Annotated in this window: 15 protein-coding genes and 1 tRNA gene; 1 reads left to right on the top strand and 15 read right to left on the bottom strand. The window is 63.8% G+C overall.

Going from position 1 to position 18,863, the window contains the following annotated elements; all coding sequences use genetic code 11:
* Position 1 precedes the first annotated feature (1 nt).
* From ACWBU6_RS09735 to ACWBU6_RS09665, 15 genes are all read right to left on the bottom strand, one after another.
* Positions 2–976: a glycosyltransferase gene (locus ACWBU6_RS09735; protein ID WP_452648598.1), complete on the bottom strand. Its 975-nt coding sequence runs from the start codon at positions 974–976 to the stop codon at positions 2–4.
* Positions 973–2,094 carry a glycosyltransferase gene (locus ACWBU6_RS09730; protein ID WP_452648597.1) on the bottom strand — a complete coding sequence of 374 codons (1,122 nt, stop codon included), beginning with the start codon at positions 2,092–2,094 and terminating at the stop codon, positions 973–975. Before ACWBU6_RS09730 ends, ACWBU6_RS09735 begins: the two co-directional genes overlap by 4 nt.
* Positions 2,091–3,599 (bottom strand): lipopolysaccharide biosynthesis protein, encoded by a 1,509-nt coding sequence (locus ACWBU6_RS09725; RefSeq protein WP_452648596.1) that lies wholly within the window; start codon positions 3,597–3,599, stop codon positions 2,091–2,093. Before ACWBU6_RS09725 ends, ACWBU6_RS09730 begins: the two co-directional genes overlap by 4 nt.
* 25 nt (positions 3,600–3,624) lie before the next feature.
* Positions 3,625–6,000 (bottom strand): heparinase II/III domain-containing protein, encoded by a 2,376-nt coding sequence (locus tag ACWBU6_RS09720; RefSeq protein ID WP_452648595.1) that lies wholly within the window; start codon positions 5,998–6,000, stop codon positions 3,625–3,627.
* A gap of 152 nt (positions 6,001–6,152) precedes the next feature.
* Positions 6,153–7,688 (bottom strand): hypothetical protein, encoded by a 1,536-nt coding sequence (locus ACWBU6_RS09715; protein WP_452648594.1) that lies wholly within the window; start codon positions 7,686–7,688, stop codon positions 6,153–6,155.
* A gap of 9 nt (positions 7,689–7,697) precedes the next feature.
* Complete coding sequence (gene epsI, locus ACWBU6_RS09710; protein ID WP_452648593.1) at positions 7,698–8,384, bottom strand: exosortase-associated protein EpsI, B-type; 687 nt, start codon at positions 8,382–8,384, stop codon at positions 7,698–7,700.
* Positions 8,381–9,265, bottom strand: a complete 885-nt coding sequence (xrtB, locus tag ACWBU6_RS09705; RefSeq protein ID WP_452648592.1) for an exosortase B — start codon at positions 9,263–9,265, stop codon at positions 8,381–8,383. The genes epsI and xrtB overlap by 4 nt, the downstream gene beginning before the upstream one ends.
* 1 nt (position 9,266) lies before the next feature.
* On the bottom strand, positions 9,267–10,139 hold the full coding sequence (gene epsG, locus ACWBU6_RS09700; protein ID WP_452648591.1) for a chain length determinant protein tyrosine kinase EpsG: 873 nt from the start codon (positions 10,137–10,139) through the stop codon (positions 9,267–9,269).
* 11 nt (positions 10,140–10,150) lie between these two features.
* Entirely contained in the window at positions 10,151–11,557 is a 1,407-nt protein-coding gene (epsF, locus tag ACWBU6_RS09695) for a chain length determinant protein EpsF (protein ID WP_452648590.1), read from the bottom strand.
* 10 nt (positions 11,558–11,567) lie between these two features.
* Positions 11,568–12,359 (bottom strand): polysaccharide export protein EpsE, encoded by a 792-nt coding sequence (gene epsE / locus ACWBU6_RS09690; protein WP_452648589.1) that lies wholly within the window; start codon positions 12,357–12,359, stop codon positions 11,568–11,570.
* Positions 12,360–12,379: 20 nt separating this feature from the next.
* Positions 12,380–13,261, bottom strand: a complete 882-nt coding sequence (locus ACWBU6_RS09685) for an EpsD family peptidyl-prolyl cis-trans isomerase (protein ID WP_452648588.1) — start codon at positions 13,259–13,261, stop codon at positions 12,380–12,382.
* A 60-nt stretch (positions 13,262–13,321) separates the two neighbouring features.
* Positions 13,322–14,704 carry an undecaprenyl-phosphate glucose phosphotransferase gene (locus ACWBU6_RS09680; RefSeq protein WP_452648587.1) on the bottom strand — a complete coding sequence of 461 codons (1,383 nt, stop codon included), beginning with the start codon at positions 14,702–14,704 and terminating at the stop codon, positions 13,322–13,324.
* A gap of 15 nt (positions 14,705–14,719) precedes the next feature.
* The gene (epsL, locus tag ACWBU6_RS09675; RefSeq protein ID WP_452648586.1) at positions 14,720–15,907 is read right to left on the bottom strand and encodes an XrtB/PEP-CTERM-associated polysaccharide biosynthesis outer membrane protein EpsL; all 1,188 of its coding nucleotides are present in this window, start codon (positions 15,905–15,907) and stop codon (positions 14,720–14,722) included.
* Between the two features lie 23 nt (positions 15,908–15,930).
* A complete protein-coding gene (locus ACWBU6_RS09670) occupies positions 15,931–16,674 on the bottom strand; it encodes a CAAX prenyl protease-related protein (protein WP_452648585.1) in 744 nt (247 codons plus the stop codon).
* 128 nt (positions 16,675–16,802) lie between these two features.
* Positions 16,803–18,707 carry an ATP-binding cassette domain-containing protein gene (locus tag ACWBU6_RS09665; protein ID WP_452648584.1) on the bottom strand — a complete coding sequence of 635 codons (1,905 nt, stop codon included), beginning with the start codon at positions 18,705–18,707 and terminating at the stop codon, positions 16,803–16,805.
* 79 nt (positions 18,708–18,786) lie between these two features.
* Between ACWBU6_RS09665 and ACWBU6_RS09660 the strand changes: the two genes are divergently transcribed.
* A tRNA-Arg gene (locus tag ACWBU6_RS09660) sits at positions 18,787–18,861 on the top strand.
* Positions 18,862–18,863: the final 2 nt, after the last annotated feature.

Raw genomic sequence — 18,863 nt, 5'->3', positions numbered from 1 at the left:
TTCATCCTAGCAAGAACTGCTCGATTTCAGCGCCCGGTTCGCCGCGCCCTGCCAGCTTTCCCGCTGCCAGCCGCACGCGCTGCGCAAGCTCCTCGCGCCGCGCCGGCTGTTCCAGCGCACACGCCAACGCCTGACGCATCGCCTGCACGTCATCGTGCGGGACGAAGCCCGGATAGTCCTCGCCAAGATAGGCTTCGATCGCTTCGTGGCGGGTTGCCACCAGGGGTTTTCCATGCCGCAGCACGCGCAGCAGGACGCTTTGCCCGCACGCTTCGCCAAGGCCACGCAAAGGCATCGCCACGACGCTGCTGCGCGCCAGCAGGCCTTCGAATTCCTCCTCCGGCAAGTCGCGCAAGATGCGCGTGCTGCTTCGCCCCGGCTGGCGGATCTGGTTGCGCTGCGAAGCGACGATCACCAGCGGTGCCGGCAGCGGTTCGGCAGCTTCCAGCAGCAGGTTGTAGTCGCGGTTGGAAAAACCGCCGGCGAAAATGCTGCCGTCGTCATCCTGTTGCGAGGCGCGGCCACCGAGCTCCTGCCGCCATAAATGGCAATGCACGTCTTGCGGCGCCATGCCGACATTCTCCACCAGGTTGCGCACCTCGCCCGGCGAGAAAGCGATGAAGCCCAGGCCCGGCACGCGCAGCGCGCGCAGCACGCGGTCGGCAAGGCGGCGCGCCCGCTTGCCATGGACGAAGCAGCTCATGACGAGCAGGCGTTGCGGCCGTGGCAGCAAGCGGGCCTTGACCAGCGCCAGCACCGGCAAGGCCTGCCAGCCCACAACCAGCAAGCGGTCCGCCTTGCTCCATAAGCCGAAGCAGCGCAGCAGCTTGGGCGAGAACATGGACAGCACGATGGCGAGCTTGCCGCTCATGCCCGGCGTACCGGATCCCACGATCGTCACGCGCGCGCCGCGCGCGCGAAGGTATTCGGTGATGTCGCGATAGCTGCTCGCTTGCGGCAGAAGCACATGGATCATGGCCGCCTGCCCTCCGCCACCACTTCGCGCAGGATCTGCAGGTACTGGCGGCTCACCACATCGGCCGTGTGTTCGGAGGCGTAGCGCAAGGCGCCGCCGTCCTGCAGCGTGCTGTAATACTCGGCGTCGTCGTACAGGCGGTTGATGGTCGCCAGCATGGCCGGCACATCCTGCGGCATCATGCCGGTCCAGCCGGGCACGATGCTGAAAGTCGATTGCGGGCACAGGACCGGCGTGCGCGTCGACCACGAATCGCACAGGAAGCCCCAGCCGGAATGGCTTTCGGTGTAAGCGAACCAGGCGGACGACAGGCGCTGCAAGGCCTCGATGCGCGTCACGCCTTCCACATGCTCGACGCGGTCGCCCAGCTGTTCCTGCAGCTTTTTCACGATGTGCGCATAAGGACCGCGGCCGATCACCACGAAGCGTTCCACCGGCGTGTGCGCGAGGATCGCCGGCACCGTCTCCAGCCAGCGTTCGCAGTTCTTGTGGCGGATCAGCGAGCCGACATAGATCATCTCGCCCTGCCGCCGTTCACGCGCCGGCCGCCAGTCCGCCGGCCGCTGCGCGCAATGCGCAGCGTAATAGGCGCGCCGCCCGCGCAGGCCCAGCGTCGCCAGTTGCGGCAGGTCGGCCGGATCGTTGCTCATGAGCGCATCGACCTGGCCGCACACCTGCCACCAGCGCATGCGCCCGGCAACGCGGCCGATGGCCGGCACGCCGCCGTAATAGCGCCGCCGCAGCAATTGCACCGGATCGGCGGATTCAACCCGCAGCAATACCGGCACCGGGTACAGTGGACGCAACAACTCCAACAGCGGCAAGGTATGGAAGGAGTTCACCAGCAATACATCGGGCTGGAAGGCATCGGCGATCTCGCGCACTTGCGGCAGGTATCTTCCCGCTTCATGCGACAGCGCGCGCAAGCTGGGAAAGATGCGGTGGATCGGCACGCCCTGGAAATTCTCATACGCAGCGCCGGGCTCGGAACTCTTGAGCGCCGAGACGCGCGACGTCACCACCTGCACCGCCACGCCTTTCGCCACCAGCGGCGGCAAGACATACGCCACTTCGTCGAAAGCAGGATTCAATCCCGGATAGATGGCAAGCACTTTCATTCGGCCTCGCGCAGTAGTTGGCGTCCCAGCACCCGATTGATGAGCTGTCGATCTTTCTCATCAATTGCACCCGACAATAACAGCGCTAGCGCAAAAACGGCGCACAGCAGCAGTGCCCCGGCGCCGGCAGCCAGCACGCCCTGCCCCGGCAATAGCCACGCGGCACAGGCCGCCGCACCTGTTGCCAGCAGGGCGCGCATCCACCAGCGCAGCCCCAGCGGCCATGCGAAGCCGCGCCGCCGCATGCCCGCCACGACCAGCCCGTTGACGATCAGCTCGTTGCCCAGCAAGGCGGCCGGCACCAGCCACAAACCCAGCGCCGCCGATCCCAGCCAGGCCAGCAACGGCAGCACCAGCAGGGAACACAGCGACGCCAGCGCCCACATGCCCATCAGGCCAACCGCATTGCACACCACGTTGAGGATCAGGCGATGCAGGCGCAGCGCCAGCCAGCCGCACAGCACGGCAAACAGCAGGCGGTATTCGCCAAAACGACCGCCGCTGGCCAGCTGCAGCACCAAGTCGCCATACACCGCCGCCACTGCCAGCACCGGCAGCAAACTCAGCGCGCTGACCTTGAACACGAAATGCGCCCAGCGCTGCAATTCGCCGTAGTCGCGATTGCCGGCGTAGGCGCCGATCATGCGCGAACGCACTACCGAGAAGATGACCATGCCGGGCATGTAGTTGCGGATGATATCGGTCAAACGCAGGACGAATCCCAGCCCCGCCATGGCTTCCGGCGCCTGGCTGCGCGCAAGCAGCAGGATCAGGCAGGACGGCGAGTACAGGTATTCGACAATGCCGCTGGCGTAGTTGTGCAAGGCCACCGCCCGCATGTGCGCCCTGGCAGGCGGCTGCCAGCCTTCCCTGGCCTGCGCCGGCAGCCGGCGCACGGCATGGACAAAAAAACCGCCGGCCAGCAGCAGCGCACCGGCGCTTGCCGCCAGTTCCGCCAGCAGCAGCTCGCGCGCCGTGCCGCTGCCCATTGCCAACAGGGCGCCGGCCATGACGGTGCCGCGCAGCACGGTGACGATCTGCATGCGGGTTTGCAGGGCCAGCGCTTCCAGCGTGTTGTCGCGCAGGATGCGCATCACGCCCTCCACCACCAGCAGGATCGCCAGCACGCCGGCCAGCTCAGGCGGGAAGCTGGCCGGCAGCCAGCCCATGCCGCGGGCCCACAGCAGGCCGCCCGCCACGCCCCCCAGCACCAGCATGCGGCAGGCGGCAACGGCGGCGACCAGGCGGGCCAGCGCCTGGCGGCTGCCGCGCAAGCGGTATTCGGGCAGGAAGCGCAACAGGACCCAGTCGAGGCCAAAACTCGACAGGCCGAGGACCAGTTCCACCAGCGCCATGCCGACCACGTAGTGGCCGAACTCGGCAGCCGGCAGGACGCGTGCCGACAGCCCGAGCACGCAGGCTGTCAGCACGGCGGTAGGCACCTTGCCTACCAGGAAGGCGGCGATATTGCGCCGCGTTTGGGGGCCCGAGTATGGTGCTGTCATAGCATGGCTCAGTCCCCCGGGCGGCTCAAGGCAGCGGCAGCGTGATGGTCTGGCTGCCCACGGTCAGCACGCGGCTGGTGGTGCCGGTGGTCAGCTTGACTGCCGGCTTCTTGCAGCCGACATCGAGCAGCACCACGAATTCGCCCTTGAGCGTGGCAGGACGGGTAAATGCCGCATGGTCTTCGATGCCCGTGCGCGGCGCCGGCCCGCTGCGCTTGACCAGGGTGGCCCCCGGCGTGATCGAACTCAGGCACAGCGAGCGGTCGCCATTGACAATGGTTGCCGTCCCATCGGCATTGAGCGTAATGGCCACTGCCGCATGGAAATTCCACTCCCAGGCATGGGCCACCGGCGCGGTCAGCGTATCCATCACCACGGCCGCATCCTGGCTGCGGAAATACCACACCTTGCGGCGGTTCAGCGACAGCGCACCTTCGAACGCCGGCGTGGCATCGCCTTCCACGTAATCCATGGCCGCCGTGGTCGAGAAACCGGTGATCTTGCCGTTGCGGCCCAGATTCACTGTATTGCCATCGATCCGCTGGCCAATGCCATTGTCGTAGGTGACCGCGTTGTGCGACTTGGTCGCGCGGTACCAGCTGCTCCACAGCGGGGAACCGTACCAGTCGTAATAGCCGGCCTCGATCAGCAGCCGCTTGCCGCCGCTGTTGAGCACGATCGAATTCTGGTCGCCATGGCTGTGGTTGTACGAGCCGTAGGGGCTGGACTTGAAGTACAGCGAGGTGCGCTTCATGTCCGCCAGCGAGCTGTGCATCGCGGCCCAGCCCACGCTCGGATAGAACGCCCCATTCGGCGGCGGCACGGCGGTGGCGACGGTGTTGACCGGCAGCGGCGATGGCGCCTGCAGCAGGGTCAGCGGATCTTCCACCCCGGTCATGCTGCTGAAGTACCACTTGGCGGCCGGCGTATTGAAGCGCGAGGCAAAGGCTTTCAGCAGGTAGGTGTTCGGCACGTCCTCGTGGCCATCGCCAAACACGTGGGTCGGCGCGCCGGGCGGCACAAAGTGCGCCATGAAGCGCAGGAAGCCGTCCGACCATGGCTTGCGGTAGATCGATACCCCCAGCGCCTGGCTCAGCGGGTCCCAGATCTGCACCGAAAAATCGGCGGCCGCCTGGCCGTACGCGGTGCCGTTGGCATAGCCGCCTTCCGGGCCGCTCCAGGTGTAGACCTGGTGCACATAGGTGCGCACTGCGAAGTCGAACCAGGTCTGGGCCGCCGGCACATCGCCCAGGTTGAGCGCAGCAATCAGCGCCAGGAAGCCCAGGGTATTGCCGCCGTGGGCATCGTACGGGTACTGGTCCATGCGGCCATTGCTGCCCGACAGGTCGTTGTAGATATCGGTCGTGCGGCGCGCAATGGAAGATTGCCAGGTGGCCTTGCGGGTGGCATCGAGGTTATTCCACAGCATATCGAGCGCCTTCGACAGCGACAGCGAAATGGTGCGGGTGGCCTGGTCCTGGTTGGCATAGCTGGTCGGCCCGGTCGGGCTCAGGGCGGCCAACTCATCGCCGCGCTTGATCGCCTCATTCAGGTAGGCGCTGGCAATGGCCTCGCCCTGCTTCAGGCGGTACAGCAAGGCGGCCGCTTCCACCTGGTGCGAGGTGCGGTTGATGCGGTTGCGGATGTCCGAGTTCTGGTTGCTCAGCGCTGTGGTCATGGTGCCGCTGCTCACCAGCGGCCAGTCGGTGTCTTTGACCGGCGTCATGGCCATGCGCGACTGCACGGTTTCGATCAGGCGCCGCACCTGGTCGCCGCGCTCGGTGATCATCGACGACGGCCATTTCAGGTAGGGCAGGAAATTCGGCGGCAGCATGCGCGAGCGGCCATGCCGCAGCACATTGTCGCGCAGGGTCGCGTTGTCGTAGACCTCGAACTTGATGGCGCTGCTGTCGATGGTAAAGCTGCGCACGGTCGACCAGTCCTTGGCCACGGCTTCGGCCAGCGGCACCACGGCCGCCTCGGCGGCCGCTTCGATCTGCGCCAGATTGGAACCGGCCGCCTTGGCCTTGGCGCGCGCCGCCGCATCGGCATCGTTCATGGCCTGGGTGCGGGTGAACGGCGCGACTTTCCAGGTATAGATGCCGGCGGTGGGAAAGGCATGGGTCGGCAACAGCCAGTTGCGCGGCACCACGCGTTTGACCGGCGATGCCGTGCCGGGCGGCTGGATGATCACCAGGTACCAGGTGGACGACGTGGCAATCGGATAACGCGACCAGGAAAAACCGGGCGGGTTTTGTGGCTGCAATTGCATTTTGTCCGGCGCCGGGCGCACGGCTTCGATATTGGGGGAGATCGCCCAGTCGGCGCGGCTGGTGGTGGCAAACGTGGTCAGGGCGGCGAACACCGCATAGGGAAACAGGGAATATTTAACGAATTTCATGTGATACTCTCCAGACAATTTCGTTTGCGAATCAATAAGTTAACAACGATTTGATCCGCCACAACAAGGAAAGTCTACATCACGTATTTCACAAATTCGTTTCTGTGCGACAAAAGTTTTGTAACAATGTCGCTCAGAAATGACACAATTCCCTAGCGTTGGGACGCGCCGAAACGGCATAACTGGACGATCGTCCCCATGCACATCATCAAAAGCAGCTGGGCGGTGGGTTCATCCATCAGCGCGCGGTTATAAACCAGCATCACCAGGAACAGCAGCATGGCGGCGACGCAGGTATCGGCCAGCGCGAGCTGGGCCACGCTACCTTGTTTTCGGCGCACGTAGCGCCAGGCAGCTAGCAGTGAAAACAGTAGCATGGAGGCGTAAGCGAGAGCGCCCAATAGGCCCACATCCCAGAGCAGGATGGCCAGCGCGGTCGCGTCCAGATGCAGCGGCTGGTAGCGCTTGGCGACCTCCCCTGCACCGAGCAGGCCGGACGGTTTGGTGGCGCCCGGGCCATAGCCCACCAGGCGCCGCGGCACGGTGGCCAGCGGGTCATTCGCCCACAGCGCCAGCGAGGCGGCGCGGCTGATTTCACCGGTGCGGTAATTGACGTTGTCGGGGTCGAAAAAATAGCCGCCGCCGCGGTCCAGCTTCTCCGCCATATTCTGGGCCGACTGCACTTGCTTGCCCCAGTACAGCGTCTCGTACACCGTGTAAGTCGTGCCGACGAAGGCTGCGACCAGCACGGCAAAGCCGATAAAGGCACCGATGCTGCGCAGGATACGGCGCCGCAGGACCCAGGCCAGCATCAGGGGCAGCCAGATGAAGGCCGCCTTCACTTCCCCGAGCAGGATGATGGCGAAGCCGACCGCCAGGAAAGCGCCCATCGCCTTGCCGGACATCTGGCCGGCGTTCCAGCGCGCGGCGGCATACGCCATTGCCACCACCGTGAAGAACACCATGATGGCGCTGTTGCCGCCAAAGCCGGGCGTGCCGCCGAAGGTACCCACAATGGAATCGAAGGTGGTCGCCGTGGCGACGAAGAAGTGCTGGTACAGCACCACCGGCACCTGGATCAGCACCACCCAGAACATCATGCGCCAGCTGGTCTCCAGGTGGTTTTCTTTCCAGCGGAACCAGTACAGGGCGAACAGCACCGAGAACATCGGCAGCATGGCCTTCGCCGCCGAGAAGATCTGCGTCTTGGGCACGCGGTTGAACAGCAGGCTGATAACAAAGGCCGCCAGGAACAGCACAGCGGCGATTTCAACGGTGGAGCCATCGCCCTTGCGCATGCGCTGCGGCTCGCGCTTGTGCACGACCAGGTCGAGCAGGGCGCGGCAGAAGAACAGGATTGCCAGGCCGAAGGCAAGCCAGGCGGCCGGCCGCAACTGCAGGAAATAGACGGCCGAACCTTGCAGCAGGAAGGTCAGCACGAACAGGCACCAGAACATGCCGTGCAGCGGCAGCACGAACAACATCAGCACCGACAGGACGGCAGTACCGACAATTGCGATCAGCGGCGGCGAGTCCAGCCCGCCCACCATGCCGACGAACACGGCAAGCAGCATGAAGGGCAACAGCAGCAGCAGCGGCAGGCCGCGATTCGGGCGCGCCAGCGCAGGGTGCCGCCCGCCGGTGCCCGCCGACGCGGGCGCCGCTCGATGGAACAATGGCAAACGCATCGTCGCCCCCTAGTCGCCAAATACACCGACCAGGCGCTCGCGGGCCGGCGCATCGAGCGCCGCCAGCAGCGCGCGCACGAACTGGTCATGCAGCGCGTAGGCAGGGGTGACGTCGCCGCTGATGCTCGACACCCGTACCAGCATCCCGTCCGGTACCGTGCCGCTCAGGCCGTAGCGCAATTCCTGCAAACGCTGCTCGACGCCCGGCATGGTCGCCTTGCGTCCGACCGTGATCCAGTACGTGATAGGCTCCTGGCGCGCGCCAGCGACGGCAAACAGGCGCTTGACCGGCACCACGCCAAGCCCGGTATCGAGGCTGCTTTTTTGTCCGTCGCGCACGGTGAAGCCTTGCGCGGTATAGCACACCTCCGGCTTGTGCACCCCCATATTGTCACCCTGGTCTCCGCCATAAGCGATCGACAGCATGATGCGCTCGCCGTTGCGGTTGACGTAAGTGCGGCCAAGGGTCTGGTTGTATATCTTGTCCAGCTTGGCCTGCGTGGCAGGATCGACCTGCAGCGGCATCACCCGCGTATCGACCTGCCATTCGCCGAAAGTGCGCGGCACCATCTGCTCCAGGCTGAAACGCCCGGCAGCTTCGGCCATGCGTGCGGTCGGCGTCAGGGCCCGCGTCACGGCGGCGGAACACACCATCAGCACGCCCAGCACCACGCTCACCATCATTGACTTTTTCATGAATTGCGCCACTTGACAAACCATTGCAGGAAGGCGTCCACGCCGATGATCAGCAGCAGCGCCGTGATAAACAGAACCATGCCGGCAAAACCGTGCAGGAAGCCCTGCCCTGCCGCATCGCCGAGGTAGTAGGTCACCAGCGACAGCGTGATCACGCGGATCACGTTGGCGGTAAACGAAATGGGGATGATCAGCAGGGCCAGCGCCACGTTGCGGAAAGCCGAGGAATGGCGCACCACGTTCAGGTAAAACAAGCCGAGCGCTTCAAGTGTCAGCAGGGTCTGCAGGCCGGCACAGGCATCGGCCACCAGCAACTGGTACTGTCCCACCTGCAGGATCACGCCGCTGCGCGCGATCGGATAGCCCGCCGCATACAGCAGGTGCTCGGTAGCCCAGGACACCGCCATCTTCATCGGCATGGTCAGCATGCCCACCAGCGGGCCGGGCAACGGCACCATGAAGGCCATGAAGAAGAAGGCAAACCACTGCACGCGCAGCGCGCCGCGGCCGCATTTGAGCAGCAGCACCGCGGCCATCAGCAGGATGAAGGAAGCAATCTCGAACGCGATGATGCCTTGCGAGCGGCCGAGAATATAGGCCAGCAGGCCCACGCCCAGCACGGGCCAGCCGACGCTGGAAGGCTGGCCATCGGTGCGCGCCAGCATGGCCGGCCACTGGCGATACATCAGCCATAGCGCGAGCAGCAGGATGATCGGCCCATGCGCCTGTTCCTCCGTTGCCCACAAGCCGGTGAACAGGCGGTAGAAGGTGGGCACGTACAGCACCAGCATGCCGAGCAGCACCGGCAGCCAGTCCGGCAGCGCGTCGCGCAGGGCGGCGCGCATCGCGGCTGGCGGGCGCATGGCCAGGCCCGGGTCCACGTCAGAACTCCAGCAGCACGGAACCTACGACTTCGGCGCCGGCATAGCGCACCTGTTCGCTGAGCGCCGCCACGTCGTACAGCGACGTGGCATTGCGGTGCACCACCAGCAGCACGCCATGGGCGCGCGCCATCACCGGCAGCGAATCGTGGGCAGTGAGTACGTCCGAGGTGTCGTACAGCACCACGTCGTGCAGCGCCTCGAGCTGGGCATTGAGGCCGGTGAAGTCCTTGCGCGCCAGCAGTTCGGCCGGATTGGGCGGCAGCGTGCCCGCCCCCAGCACGGCCAGCGATTCGAACGCGTCGATGCGCGTCACCGCCGCCATGCTGGCGCGCCCGGCCAGCATGTCGGACAGCCCGGTCTTGCCCTGCAGGTTGAAGATCTCGTGCTGCGAGGGCTGGCGCAGGTTGGCGTCAACCAGCAGCGTGTTCTGGCCCAGCTGGGAAAACACCACGGCCAGGTTGGCGGCAAACAGGCTGGTGCCGGAACCCGGTTCGACGCCGACGATGGCCAGCGATTTGTGGCCGCGCGCGAACCAGCGCAGCATCAGCTGGCCGCGTACGGCACGCAGCTTTTCCACCTGCCGGCTGAACGGATCGTAGGCCGCCACCAGGCGCGAGGAGAAGTAATTCTCCCCTGCCGGGACATAGGGATAGTCGAACTGCCGCGCCAGCACCTGCTGGATATCGGCAGCGCTGACCATGCCCAGCGCCTGCGCCGCCTCGCCGAAGCGGATGCCGGTTTCTTCCTGCATGCGCAGCACGGCATCGGTATTTTCCGGCGTCAGCTTGCCCGCCTCCTGCAGCAAGGCGCCGATGGTCGCATCGCCTACGCCATGCGGCGACGCCGGATTGAAGTGCAATGGGCTGTTCATTCAGCTCCTCCTCAGTTCAGGCGCAGCGTGCGCGGCGCATGCAGCTGCGGCAGCCCGAAGCGGCGCTGGCGCGGCGGATTCCAGTCGATCGTGGCCAGCACGGGAATGTGCACCACCTCGGCCAGGTCGGCTTCCGACCGCACGCGGCGATCGAACATTTCGGACAGCATGGCAATGCCGATGCCCAGCATCCCCCCCAGCAGCAGCGACAGCACGGTGTTCAGCAGCACGCGCGGACCAGCCGGCTCGATCGGCGCCACGGCAGGGTTCAGCACCGACACGTCGGACTGGTCGTTGCCGCCCTCGATGCGGGTTTGCGAAGAGCGCTGCGAGGCATTGTCGAAGGCACGCTGGGCGCTCTCGACATCCTTGTTCAGCACATTCATCTCGTCGCGCTGGCGATTCAGCTGCAGCACCTTGGTCTTTTGCTCCGCCAGCGCCGTGCGCAGCGCCGCTTCGCGCTGGGCAAACACATTGGCATTGTTGCTGACGGAGGAAGTGACCAGGGCCGTCTGTTCATTGAGCCCGGCCCGCAGGCGCGACACTTCGGCGGCGGCGCTCTGGTACTGCGGATGGTTGCGGCCCAGGCGCTGCCCCATTTCCGCCAGCTTGGATTCCTGTTGCGCCAGGTTGACGCGCAGGTTCTGCACCACCGGGCTGGCCGTCACGTCCGGCGAGGCGCTGCCGGAACCGTGCGCCACCGCCTGCCGCGAACTCGCTTCCATGGCCTGCGACTGCGCCGCCACCAGCTGCGCCGACAGGTCGTTCAGGCGCATCGATTCGACGTCCAGCCGGTTGTCGACGCTGACAATGCCATGCTCCTGCTGGTACTTGGACAGCTTGGCCTGCGCCACCTCCAGGTTATCGCGCAGCACCTTCAACTGGGAATTGAAGTAATTGGTGGCCTTTTTCATCGGTTCCACCTTGAGCTGCACATTGATCTTCTGGTATTCGTCGGCGAAGGCATTCGCCACCGCCGCCGCGAACTGCGGGTCGGATGCCTTGAAGGTCACGTTCAGCACCGAGCTTTCCTTGGCCGGCACGATATCCAGCTTCTTCTGCAGCAGCTCGGCCAGCCAGTCGCGCACCGTCCCCTTGCCGCCGGTCGATTCGTTGAACTGGGCGATGACGGCCGGGCTGTCGGCCAGCTTGAGCTGGTCCACCACGCGCAGCGCGACGTTCTTGCTGCTGATGATGTCGATCTGCGTTGCCATATAGCCGGGCATCAGCTGGCCCGGCAAGGCCATGCCGGTCAACGGATCGACGCCCTTGTAATTCATCACCAGCGAACTGGTCGCCTCATAGGTCTTGGGCAGCAGCAGGCTGACTACGAGGGTGGCGGCCACCGTGACCAGCAGGGTCAGCAGCACGATCTTCTTGCGCGCCTGGAGGATCAGCAGGAACTGGGCGAAATTCATTACATCCTCCTTAGAACCAGCTTTCCTTGATGAAGATGACGTCGTCGGTCTGCACCACGTCCTCGTTCTTGGCAGCGATCACATGCTCCGAGCCATCGCCGTTACGGCGCTTGATCTTGATGCCGCTCTCCGTGCCGCGCGGGGTCAGGCCGCCGCCGACCGCCAGCGCCTGGCTGACGGTCATGGCGCGCTCCAGCCGGAACGCGCCCGGGCGCTGCACCTCGCCATAGATGTAGAAGCGCGGCGAACGTTCGGCATAGATCACATCGTTGGGGCCCAGCTCGATCTCCTTGTCCAGCGCGCCATTGCGCACCATGTCGACCACGTCGATTACGGTCTTGCTGGTCTTGCCGTCGCGGGTACGCACCACGCTCACCGTATCGCCGCCGTCGGCATTGAAGCCGCCCGCCTGCGCCAGCATGTCCATCACGCCGCGTTTTCCGCCATCGAGCGGATAGCGGCCGGGACGGTTCACCATGCCCAGCACCGACACTTGCGCGCTCTGGATCTGCGACACGATGATGCTGACCTGGGCATTTTTCAGGTAGCCCTTCTTGACCAGCTGTTCGCCGATCGCACGCTCGGCCTGCTGCACGGTCATGCCGCTGACCTTGACTTCACCCAGCAAGGGAAAGGTGATCCTGCCCGATTCGCTGACCCGGGTTTCGGTCGCCATGTCCGGGTTGCCGAACACGGAAGCCTTGATCACGTCGCCGGCGCCCAGCGTCAGGTCGGCGGCCTGTGCGAAGCCCGCGCCCAGTACCAAGGCCATCGCCACCATCCACATCAATAGTCGTTTCATGATTGCTCCTCGATCCAGTGTTATTTCAGGCCAGCCACGCCGCGCTCCAGGGCAGTGGCCGGGGCGCCCGCGTCGGCCACCGGCGAGGGCTGGTTGATATAGGCAATCTTGGCGCTGGCGCGCAGGCGCTTGACTTCCTCCTCGGCCGCTTCCTTGCCTTTCCTGGCGACCAGGTATTGCTCGATCTGCGGCCGTGCCGCATCCAGCTCCACCGGGGAGGAGCGGATGTCGGCGATGGTGACCAGCATGCTGCGCTCGCCTTCGCGCACGATGAAGAGCTGGCCTTTGGCCAGCGCCAGCAGCTTGGCCGACAGCTCGGGCGGCAGTTCCGAACCGCTGCGGCTCAGCTGGGCTTTCTGGTACTTGACCTTGCGCTGGTCAAGCCATGCCGCCACCTCGTCAAGCGAACGGGTCTGGTCCATGACCGCTTTCAGCTCATCGGTCACCTCGCGCGTGGGCAGGATGATCTCGCGCATGTCGAAATGCTTGCGCTGCGAGAAGAATTGCGGGTTCTGGCTGTAATAGGCTTCCACCTCCGCCACCGTCGGCTTGGCTGGGGTGCCGATGCGTTTTTGCATATAGGCTTGCGCCAGGATCACTGAGCGCGCCCTTTCGATCGCTTGCACCACACGCGGGTCGCGGTCGACTTTCTCTTTCGCCGCCTCGCCGATCAGCAGCTGGCGGTCGATCAGTGCTTCCAGCGCCTGCTTGCGTGCGGCCTCCTGTTGCGTGGCTGGAGCGTTGCTGCGCGACAGTTCGTCGTTCAACTGCATCACGGTGATTTCTTCACCGTTGACATTGGCTAAGGCTTGGCCGGGTTTCTGTTCCGCCTTGCTGCTGCAGGCGGAAACGAGAACAACCAGCATGCCTGCCAAAGCCATGTTCGGGTTGATGTGCTTCAAAATATCCTCCCTCGACTGTTGCAACTCATTCTAATAGCGCGACGAGCGCGCACGATTGATTCAGTACGCGTTTTGCCGGTTCAGCACCACCTTGACTGTCCGCAAGATGATCCACAGGTCGAGCCACAGCGACCAGTGGCGCAGGTAGTCCAGGTCATAGCGGATACGCGCTTCCATCTTTTCCAGGGTCTCCGTTTCGCCACGCAGGCCGTTGACCTGGGCCCAGCCGGTAATGCCCGGCTTGACTTTGTGGCGCAACATATAGCCTTTGATTAGCTTGCGGTATTGTTCGTTATGGGCAACAGCATGCGGGCGCGGCCCGACAATGCTCATTGATCCTTGCAGCACGTTGATAAACTGCGGCAATTCATCCAGCGAAGTGCGGCGCAGGAAGGCGCCGATTTTCGTGATGCGCGCATCGTGGGCCGTGGCTTGCCGCACCACGGGGCCATCTTCGGTCACGCGCATCGAACGGAATTTGTAGACGATGATTTCCTCGCCATACAGGCCATAGCGGCGCTGGCGGAAAATCACCGGCCCCGGCGAACTGATCCACACTGCCAGGGCAATGACCAGCATCAATGGCGCCAGCGCCAGCAGGATGGCGCTGCCAATGAGGACGTCACTGGCGCGCTTGACGATGCCGTCGAAGCCGACAAACGGCGTTTCGCAAATCGCCACCACCGGCATGCCGCCGACGCTGTCGAAACGGGCCTGCATCAGGTCGAACACATAGATATCGGGCAGGAAATAGACCGAGGCCGTGGTGTCCTGCAATTCATCGAGCAGCTTGCGGATGCGCGGCTGGGCCGAGATCGGCTGGCTGATGAAGATCATCTTGATATGGTGGTCGCGCACAAAGCTGGCGACGTCGCCCATATTGCCGAGCACAGGATGCGACAGGCCGGACTTGCGGCGCTCGGCCGTGCGGTCGTCGAAGAAGCCGCGTACGCTGAGGAACAGGTTGGGCATGCGCTCCACGGTGGCGGCAAACTTGGTGCCCACCTCGTTGGCGCCGACGATGACCACCGAGCGCACCTCGCTCTCCTTGGCCGGGTCGGTGCCGACATGGCGTGCCGCCAGGTGGCTCATGAGCAGCGCAAAGGGCGTGGCCAGGAACCAGCTCAACACCACCGCTTCGTCATAGTGATACGCCAGGCCGCTGACATTGCCGAGGAAGACCAGGATCACGGCCGTGACGATCCAGCCCATGAAGATGTCGCGCGCGTAGGCGGTAATGCGGCCGCTGCGCCAGGTGCGGTAAGGATCGACGTGCTGGTAGACCGCCGACGAAATGAAGAAAGCCAGCACCATCAGCACCAGCGAATAACCGGTAAAGGGCTCCCCGTACACCATCGACGTGGCGTACAGCATCCCCATGATGATCAGCGGATCGAGCACGCGCTGAAAAAAGGAGACCAGGGGAATATCGTTTACCGTCATCGTTGCTCCTTGCCGTCAGAATTGCACTGTCGCCATGAATGAAACGCCTTTGGCCTTGTAGCTGCCGGTGCCGATCAAGGGCGTCCCGGTCCGCCGGTCCTTGAAGCCGGTCACGCTAAGCTGCACCTTGCGCCAGGGTTGGTAGACCACGCCGATATTGGTGCTGCGCGTGGTATCGCTCGGGTCGCCATCGAACGTGACGTAAGGCATGCGCTCGAATTTCCGCTTCTCGCGCTTGATCCCGGCATTGGCCTGCACCTTGGCCGAAATATCCCAGGCGGCGTTGATGCTGGCGCCCTTGTTGACGCTGTTGTTGACGACAATGCTTTCCACCGCCGCGAACTCGCGCCAGGCATCGGCAGTAAGGCGCAATTTGCTGCGCGGGCGCCAATTGACGGTGGCGCGCCCATTCAGGCCGCTGGTATCGCGTTCGGTAAAGGTGTCGTGCTTGCGCTTGGCGTAGCCCGCCAACAATTGCAGCTGGGTGATATCGCTGTACAGCCAGTTGATATTGGCCTTCAGCTCGTTCTGCGTATAGTTCTGGTCAAGGAAAGTGGTGCCGATGCGGCGCGGGTTCAGGAAGTTGCCTTTGATATGGCGCGCCACCAGGCCGATGCGGCTGCCGCTCGCTGCGTGATAGTCGATCCCGAGCTCGCGGCGGTCTTCCTCGCGGTTGTTCAGGCTCTGCGCCTCCAGCTCATAGTCGAAGCGGTCGCGCTGGAAGCCGGTGTACACGCGCCAGCTCGGGTGCATGCGCCAGCCGCCGTTGGCGTACTGGCGGCGCTGGGTACGCAGGTTGCGTTGTTCCGAATGGAAGTCGTTGAACGGCGTCAGTACCTGCTGGTAGCTGCCGCCCAGATTGCCGTCGAAGTAGTTCCCTGCCACCCAGGCCCAGTCCAGGCTGAAATCCCTGCCGTTGTAATCAAGCTGGTCGTAGTGATCGAAAGTCACGCGTGAGACCTTGGCCTGCCCGGTAATTTTCTGGCGCCCGATCGGCCGGTCCAGCGCGATGCCGGCAATGGCTTGCGTGGCGCGGTCCGAGCGCTGGATGCCTTCCGGCGTATTTTCGGGCAGGCGCAGCAGGTTATCGTCATACGACTGGCCCACGCTGACAAAGGGCTTGAAGGTCTCGCTGATATCCGCCTGCGCCGGACAGCACGCCAATGCGGCAGCCAGCGCCAATGGGGTTGGCAGGATGCGCATATTATTCTTAGCCTCTTTTAACACTACCAATAGGTCCAGCTGCCGGTCACCATGATCCAGGCAGCCAACAAACCGTTCGTCACGGCATGCCCCAGGATGGGAGTCCACAGCGTTTCGCTGCGCATATACAACAGGGTGTAGGCAATGCCAGCGACGATGCCGGCCAGCCACAAGTTATGTTCGATACCGAACAGAAGGATAGAGATCATCGCCGCCCGCAGGCCGACACGCGCCGGCCGCAGCGACAGGAAGTCACGCTGCGCCAGCCAGCGCAACAGGAAGGAACGCCAGAATAGCTCTTCCATCAGTGGCACCACCAGCGCCGCGCCAACAGCGCGCACGGCCACCAGCGCCCAATCGATACGGCCATCGCTGCCGGCGGCGTCGAAACCACGCGGCGTACCGATCTGCATCCAGCTCGCATCGAGTGCGATCCACAGCACGAAGACACCGGCGCCGACGCCGATGGCAGCAATCGCATCGCGCCGTGCAGGCAGCGAACGTAACTCACGGTATTGCTTGCGCCACGCCAGCAGCATGGCCAGCACCAGCGCGATCTTGAGCGGGTAGAGCCAGCGCAGGGTGTTAGCGTGCGCACCGAAACGTTCAAGCACGTCGGCGAAGATGATGAACACAATGAAGGTAGCGAATGGCAGCACACGCGGCATGGCGGTACTGTCGCTGGCGCGCAGTGCAAGCACAGGCGCGGCAGCCGCGGTCGCCCGCGGCTGTTGGGAAATGCGCTTAGGTGGCTGCTGTAAAGTCACGATATCTGCCTTCCCGTTGGAAATGCCGAAGCAGGACTGCCTCGGCATTAAGGTTGTCAGATATTACAGCGGGCAATCGTGCGCAAGCGCACGAAAGTGAAAAAGTGCAAAGAGTGGATTGAGTTACATCAAACGTTGTTACGCGATTCGATTGCTTCCCAACGTTCCAGCGCGGCCATGAGCTCTTCTTCAATCTGCGCAATGCGCTCGTTGAGGCGCTTTGCTTCCGCCGGCGTCTTCTTATAGAAGTCGGGGTCGGACAGCGTGAGGTTCAAGGCAGTCTGCTCATCTTCCAGTTTGGCAATGAGTTGCGGCAACTCTTCCAGTTCGCGCTGCTCCTTGTAACTGAGCTTTTTAACCTTCGCCTGCGCCGCTGCGGCCGGTGCCGCTGCCGGCCTGGCTTCGGCCTTCTTCGGCGCAGGCGCGGCGGCCACGCTGGTGTCGCGCACACGCTCCCAATCGCTGTAACCACCCACGTACTCTTTCCACTTGCCCTGCCCTTCGGCAACGATCACTTGCGTGACGACGTTGTCGAGGAAAGCGCGGTCGTGGCTGACCAGGAAGACGGTGCCGGTGTAATCCTCCAGCAATTCTTCCAACAATTCCAAGGTGTCGATATCGAGGTCGTTGGTCGGTTCGTCCAGCACCAGCACGTTGGCAGGCTTGGCGAACAGGCGCGCCAGCAGCAGACGGTTGCGCTCGCCGCCAGACAGCGAACTCACCAGCGAACGCGCACGTTGCGGATCGAACAGGAAGTCGCCCAGGTAGCTCATGACGTGTTTGCGCTGGCCGTTGATCTCGACCCAGTCGGAGCCGGGCGAAATGGTATCGGCCAGGGTGGCGCTGTCATTCAACTGCGCGCGCATCTGGTCGAAGTAAGCCACCTGCAGCCGTGCGCCCTGCTTGATGGTGCCGCTGTCCTGCTGTTCTTCGCCGAGGATCAGCTTGAGCAGCGTGGTCTTGCCGGCGCCGTTCGGGCCGATCAAACCGACCTTGTCGCCGCGCATCAGGATGGTGCTGAAGTCGCGCACGATGACCTTGTCGCCATATGCCTTGTTGACGTTCTCCAGTTCCGCCACAATCTTGCCGGATCGTTCGCCGGTCGCCACTTCCAGCCGCACCTGGCCTTGCTGGTCGCGGCGTGCGGCGCGCTGTTCGCGCAGGCGTTCCAGGCGGCGCACGCGGCCTTCGTTGCGGGTGCGGCGTGCTTCAACGCCTTTGCGGATCCACACTTCCTCTTGCGCCAGCACCTTGTCGAATTTGGCGTTCTCCACTTCCTCGATCGCCAGCTGTTCCTGCTTGCGCGTCTGGTAGGCGCTGAAGTTGCCTGGGTAGGACAGCAGGATGCCGCGATCGAGTTCGATGATGCGCGTCGCCACATTGTCCAGGAAGGAGCGGTCGTGGGTGATGAACAGGATGCTGCCCTTGAAGTCGCGCAGCAAGCCTTCCAGCCATTGGATCGAGCTGAAGTCCAGGTGGTTGGTCGGTTCGTCCAGCAGCAGCACGTCTGGTGCGCCGACCAGTGCGCGGGCCAGGGCCACGCGCTTCTTGGTGCCGCCGGACAGGGTTTCGATACCCAGGTCCGCATTCAGGTTCAGGCGGCCCAGCACGGTTTCCACCTTGTTTTTCAGGTTCCAGGCATCGCCGGCGTCGAGCTTGAGCTGGATGTCGTGCATGCGTTCCATCAGCTTGTCGTCATCGCCTTGGCCAAACTGGCTGGTCAGCTCGTCGTATTCCTTGAGCAGCGCCGGCAGCTCACCCAGGCCGGACGCCACCGCGTCGTACACGCTCTGGCCCGCTTCGAACTGGGGTTCCTGCTCCACGTACACGACTTTCAGGCCTTGCTGCATGACCAGCAGGCCATCATCCAGCTTCTGGAAGCCGGCAATAATCTTCAACAGCGAGGATTTGCCGGTGCCGTTACGCCCGATCAGGCCAACCCGCTCCCCCGTTTCCAGGGAAAATTCAGCGTGGTCCAGCAGGGCATGATGGCCAAAAGCCAGTTGTGCAGATGTTAAGGAAATGACGGCCATGGGAATGCAAATTGAGACGGAAAAACAAGCATTTTACCTGTTGCCAGCCTGTCAGCTATAATTGCGGTCGCTTTGCGTCCTCCCCGTAGCACAATGGATAGTGCACATGCCTCCTAAGCGTGGGATACTGGTTCGATTCCAGTCGGGGGGACCAAC

The sequence above is a fragment of the Pseudoduganella sp. HUAS MS19 genome (genome assembly GCF_053615455.1).
Note: the sequence above shows the minus strand (reverse complement) of the source record. Positions and strands in the feature narration are given on the sequence as shown.

Excerpts from the sequence above, each read along its gene's own strand:
- ACWBU6_RS09735 (WP_452648598.1), bottom strand. The coding sequence starts at position 976 with ATGATCCATGTGCTTCTGCCGCAAGCGAGCAGCTATCGCGACATCACC.
- ACWBU6_RS09730 (WP_452648597.1), bottom strand. The coding sequence starts at position 2,094 with ATGAAAGTGCTTGCCATCTATCCGGGATTGAATCCTGCTTTCGACGAA.
- ACWBU6_RS09725 (WP_452648596.1), bottom strand. The coding sequence starts at position 3,599 with ATGACAGCACCATACTCGGGCCCCCAAACGCGGCGCAATATCGCCGCC.
- ACWBU6_RS09720 (WP_452648595.1), bottom strand. The coding sequence starts at position 6,000 with ATGAAATTCGTTAAATATTCCCTGTTTCCCTATGCGGTGTTCGCCGCC.
- ACWBU6_RS09715 (WP_452648594.1), bottom strand. The coding sequence starts at position 7,688 with ATGCGTTTGCCATTGTTCCATCGAGCGGCGCCCGCGTCGGCGGGCACC.
- epsI (WP_452648593.1), bottom strand. The coding sequence starts at position 8,384 with ATGAAAAAGTCAATGATGGTGAGCGTGGTGCTGGGCGTGCTGATGGTG.
- epsG (WP_452648591.1), bottom strand. The coding sequence starts at position 10,139 with ATGAACAGCCCATTGCACTTCAATCCGGCGTCGCCGCATGGCGTAGGC.
- epsF (WP_452648590.1), bottom strand. The coding sequence starts at position 11,557 with ATGAATTTCGCCCAGTTCCTGCTGATCCTCCAGGCGCGCAAGAAGATC.
- epsE (WP_452648589.1), bottom strand. The coding sequence starts at position 12,359 with ATGAAACGACTATTGATGTGGATGGTGGCGATGGCCTTGGTACTGGGC.
- ACWBU6_RS09680 (WP_452648587.1), bottom strand. The coding sequence starts at position 14,704 with ATGACGGTAAACGATATTCCCCTGGTCTCCTTTTTTCAGCGCGTGCTC.
- epsL (WP_452648586.1), bottom strand. The coding sequence starts at position 15,907 with ATGCGCATCCTGCCAACCCCATTGGCGCTGGCTGCCGCATTGGCGTGC.
- ACWBU6_RS09665 (WP_452648584.1), bottom strand. The coding sequence starts at position 18,707 with ATGGCCGTCATTTCCTTAACATCTGCACAACTGGCTTTTGGCCATCAT.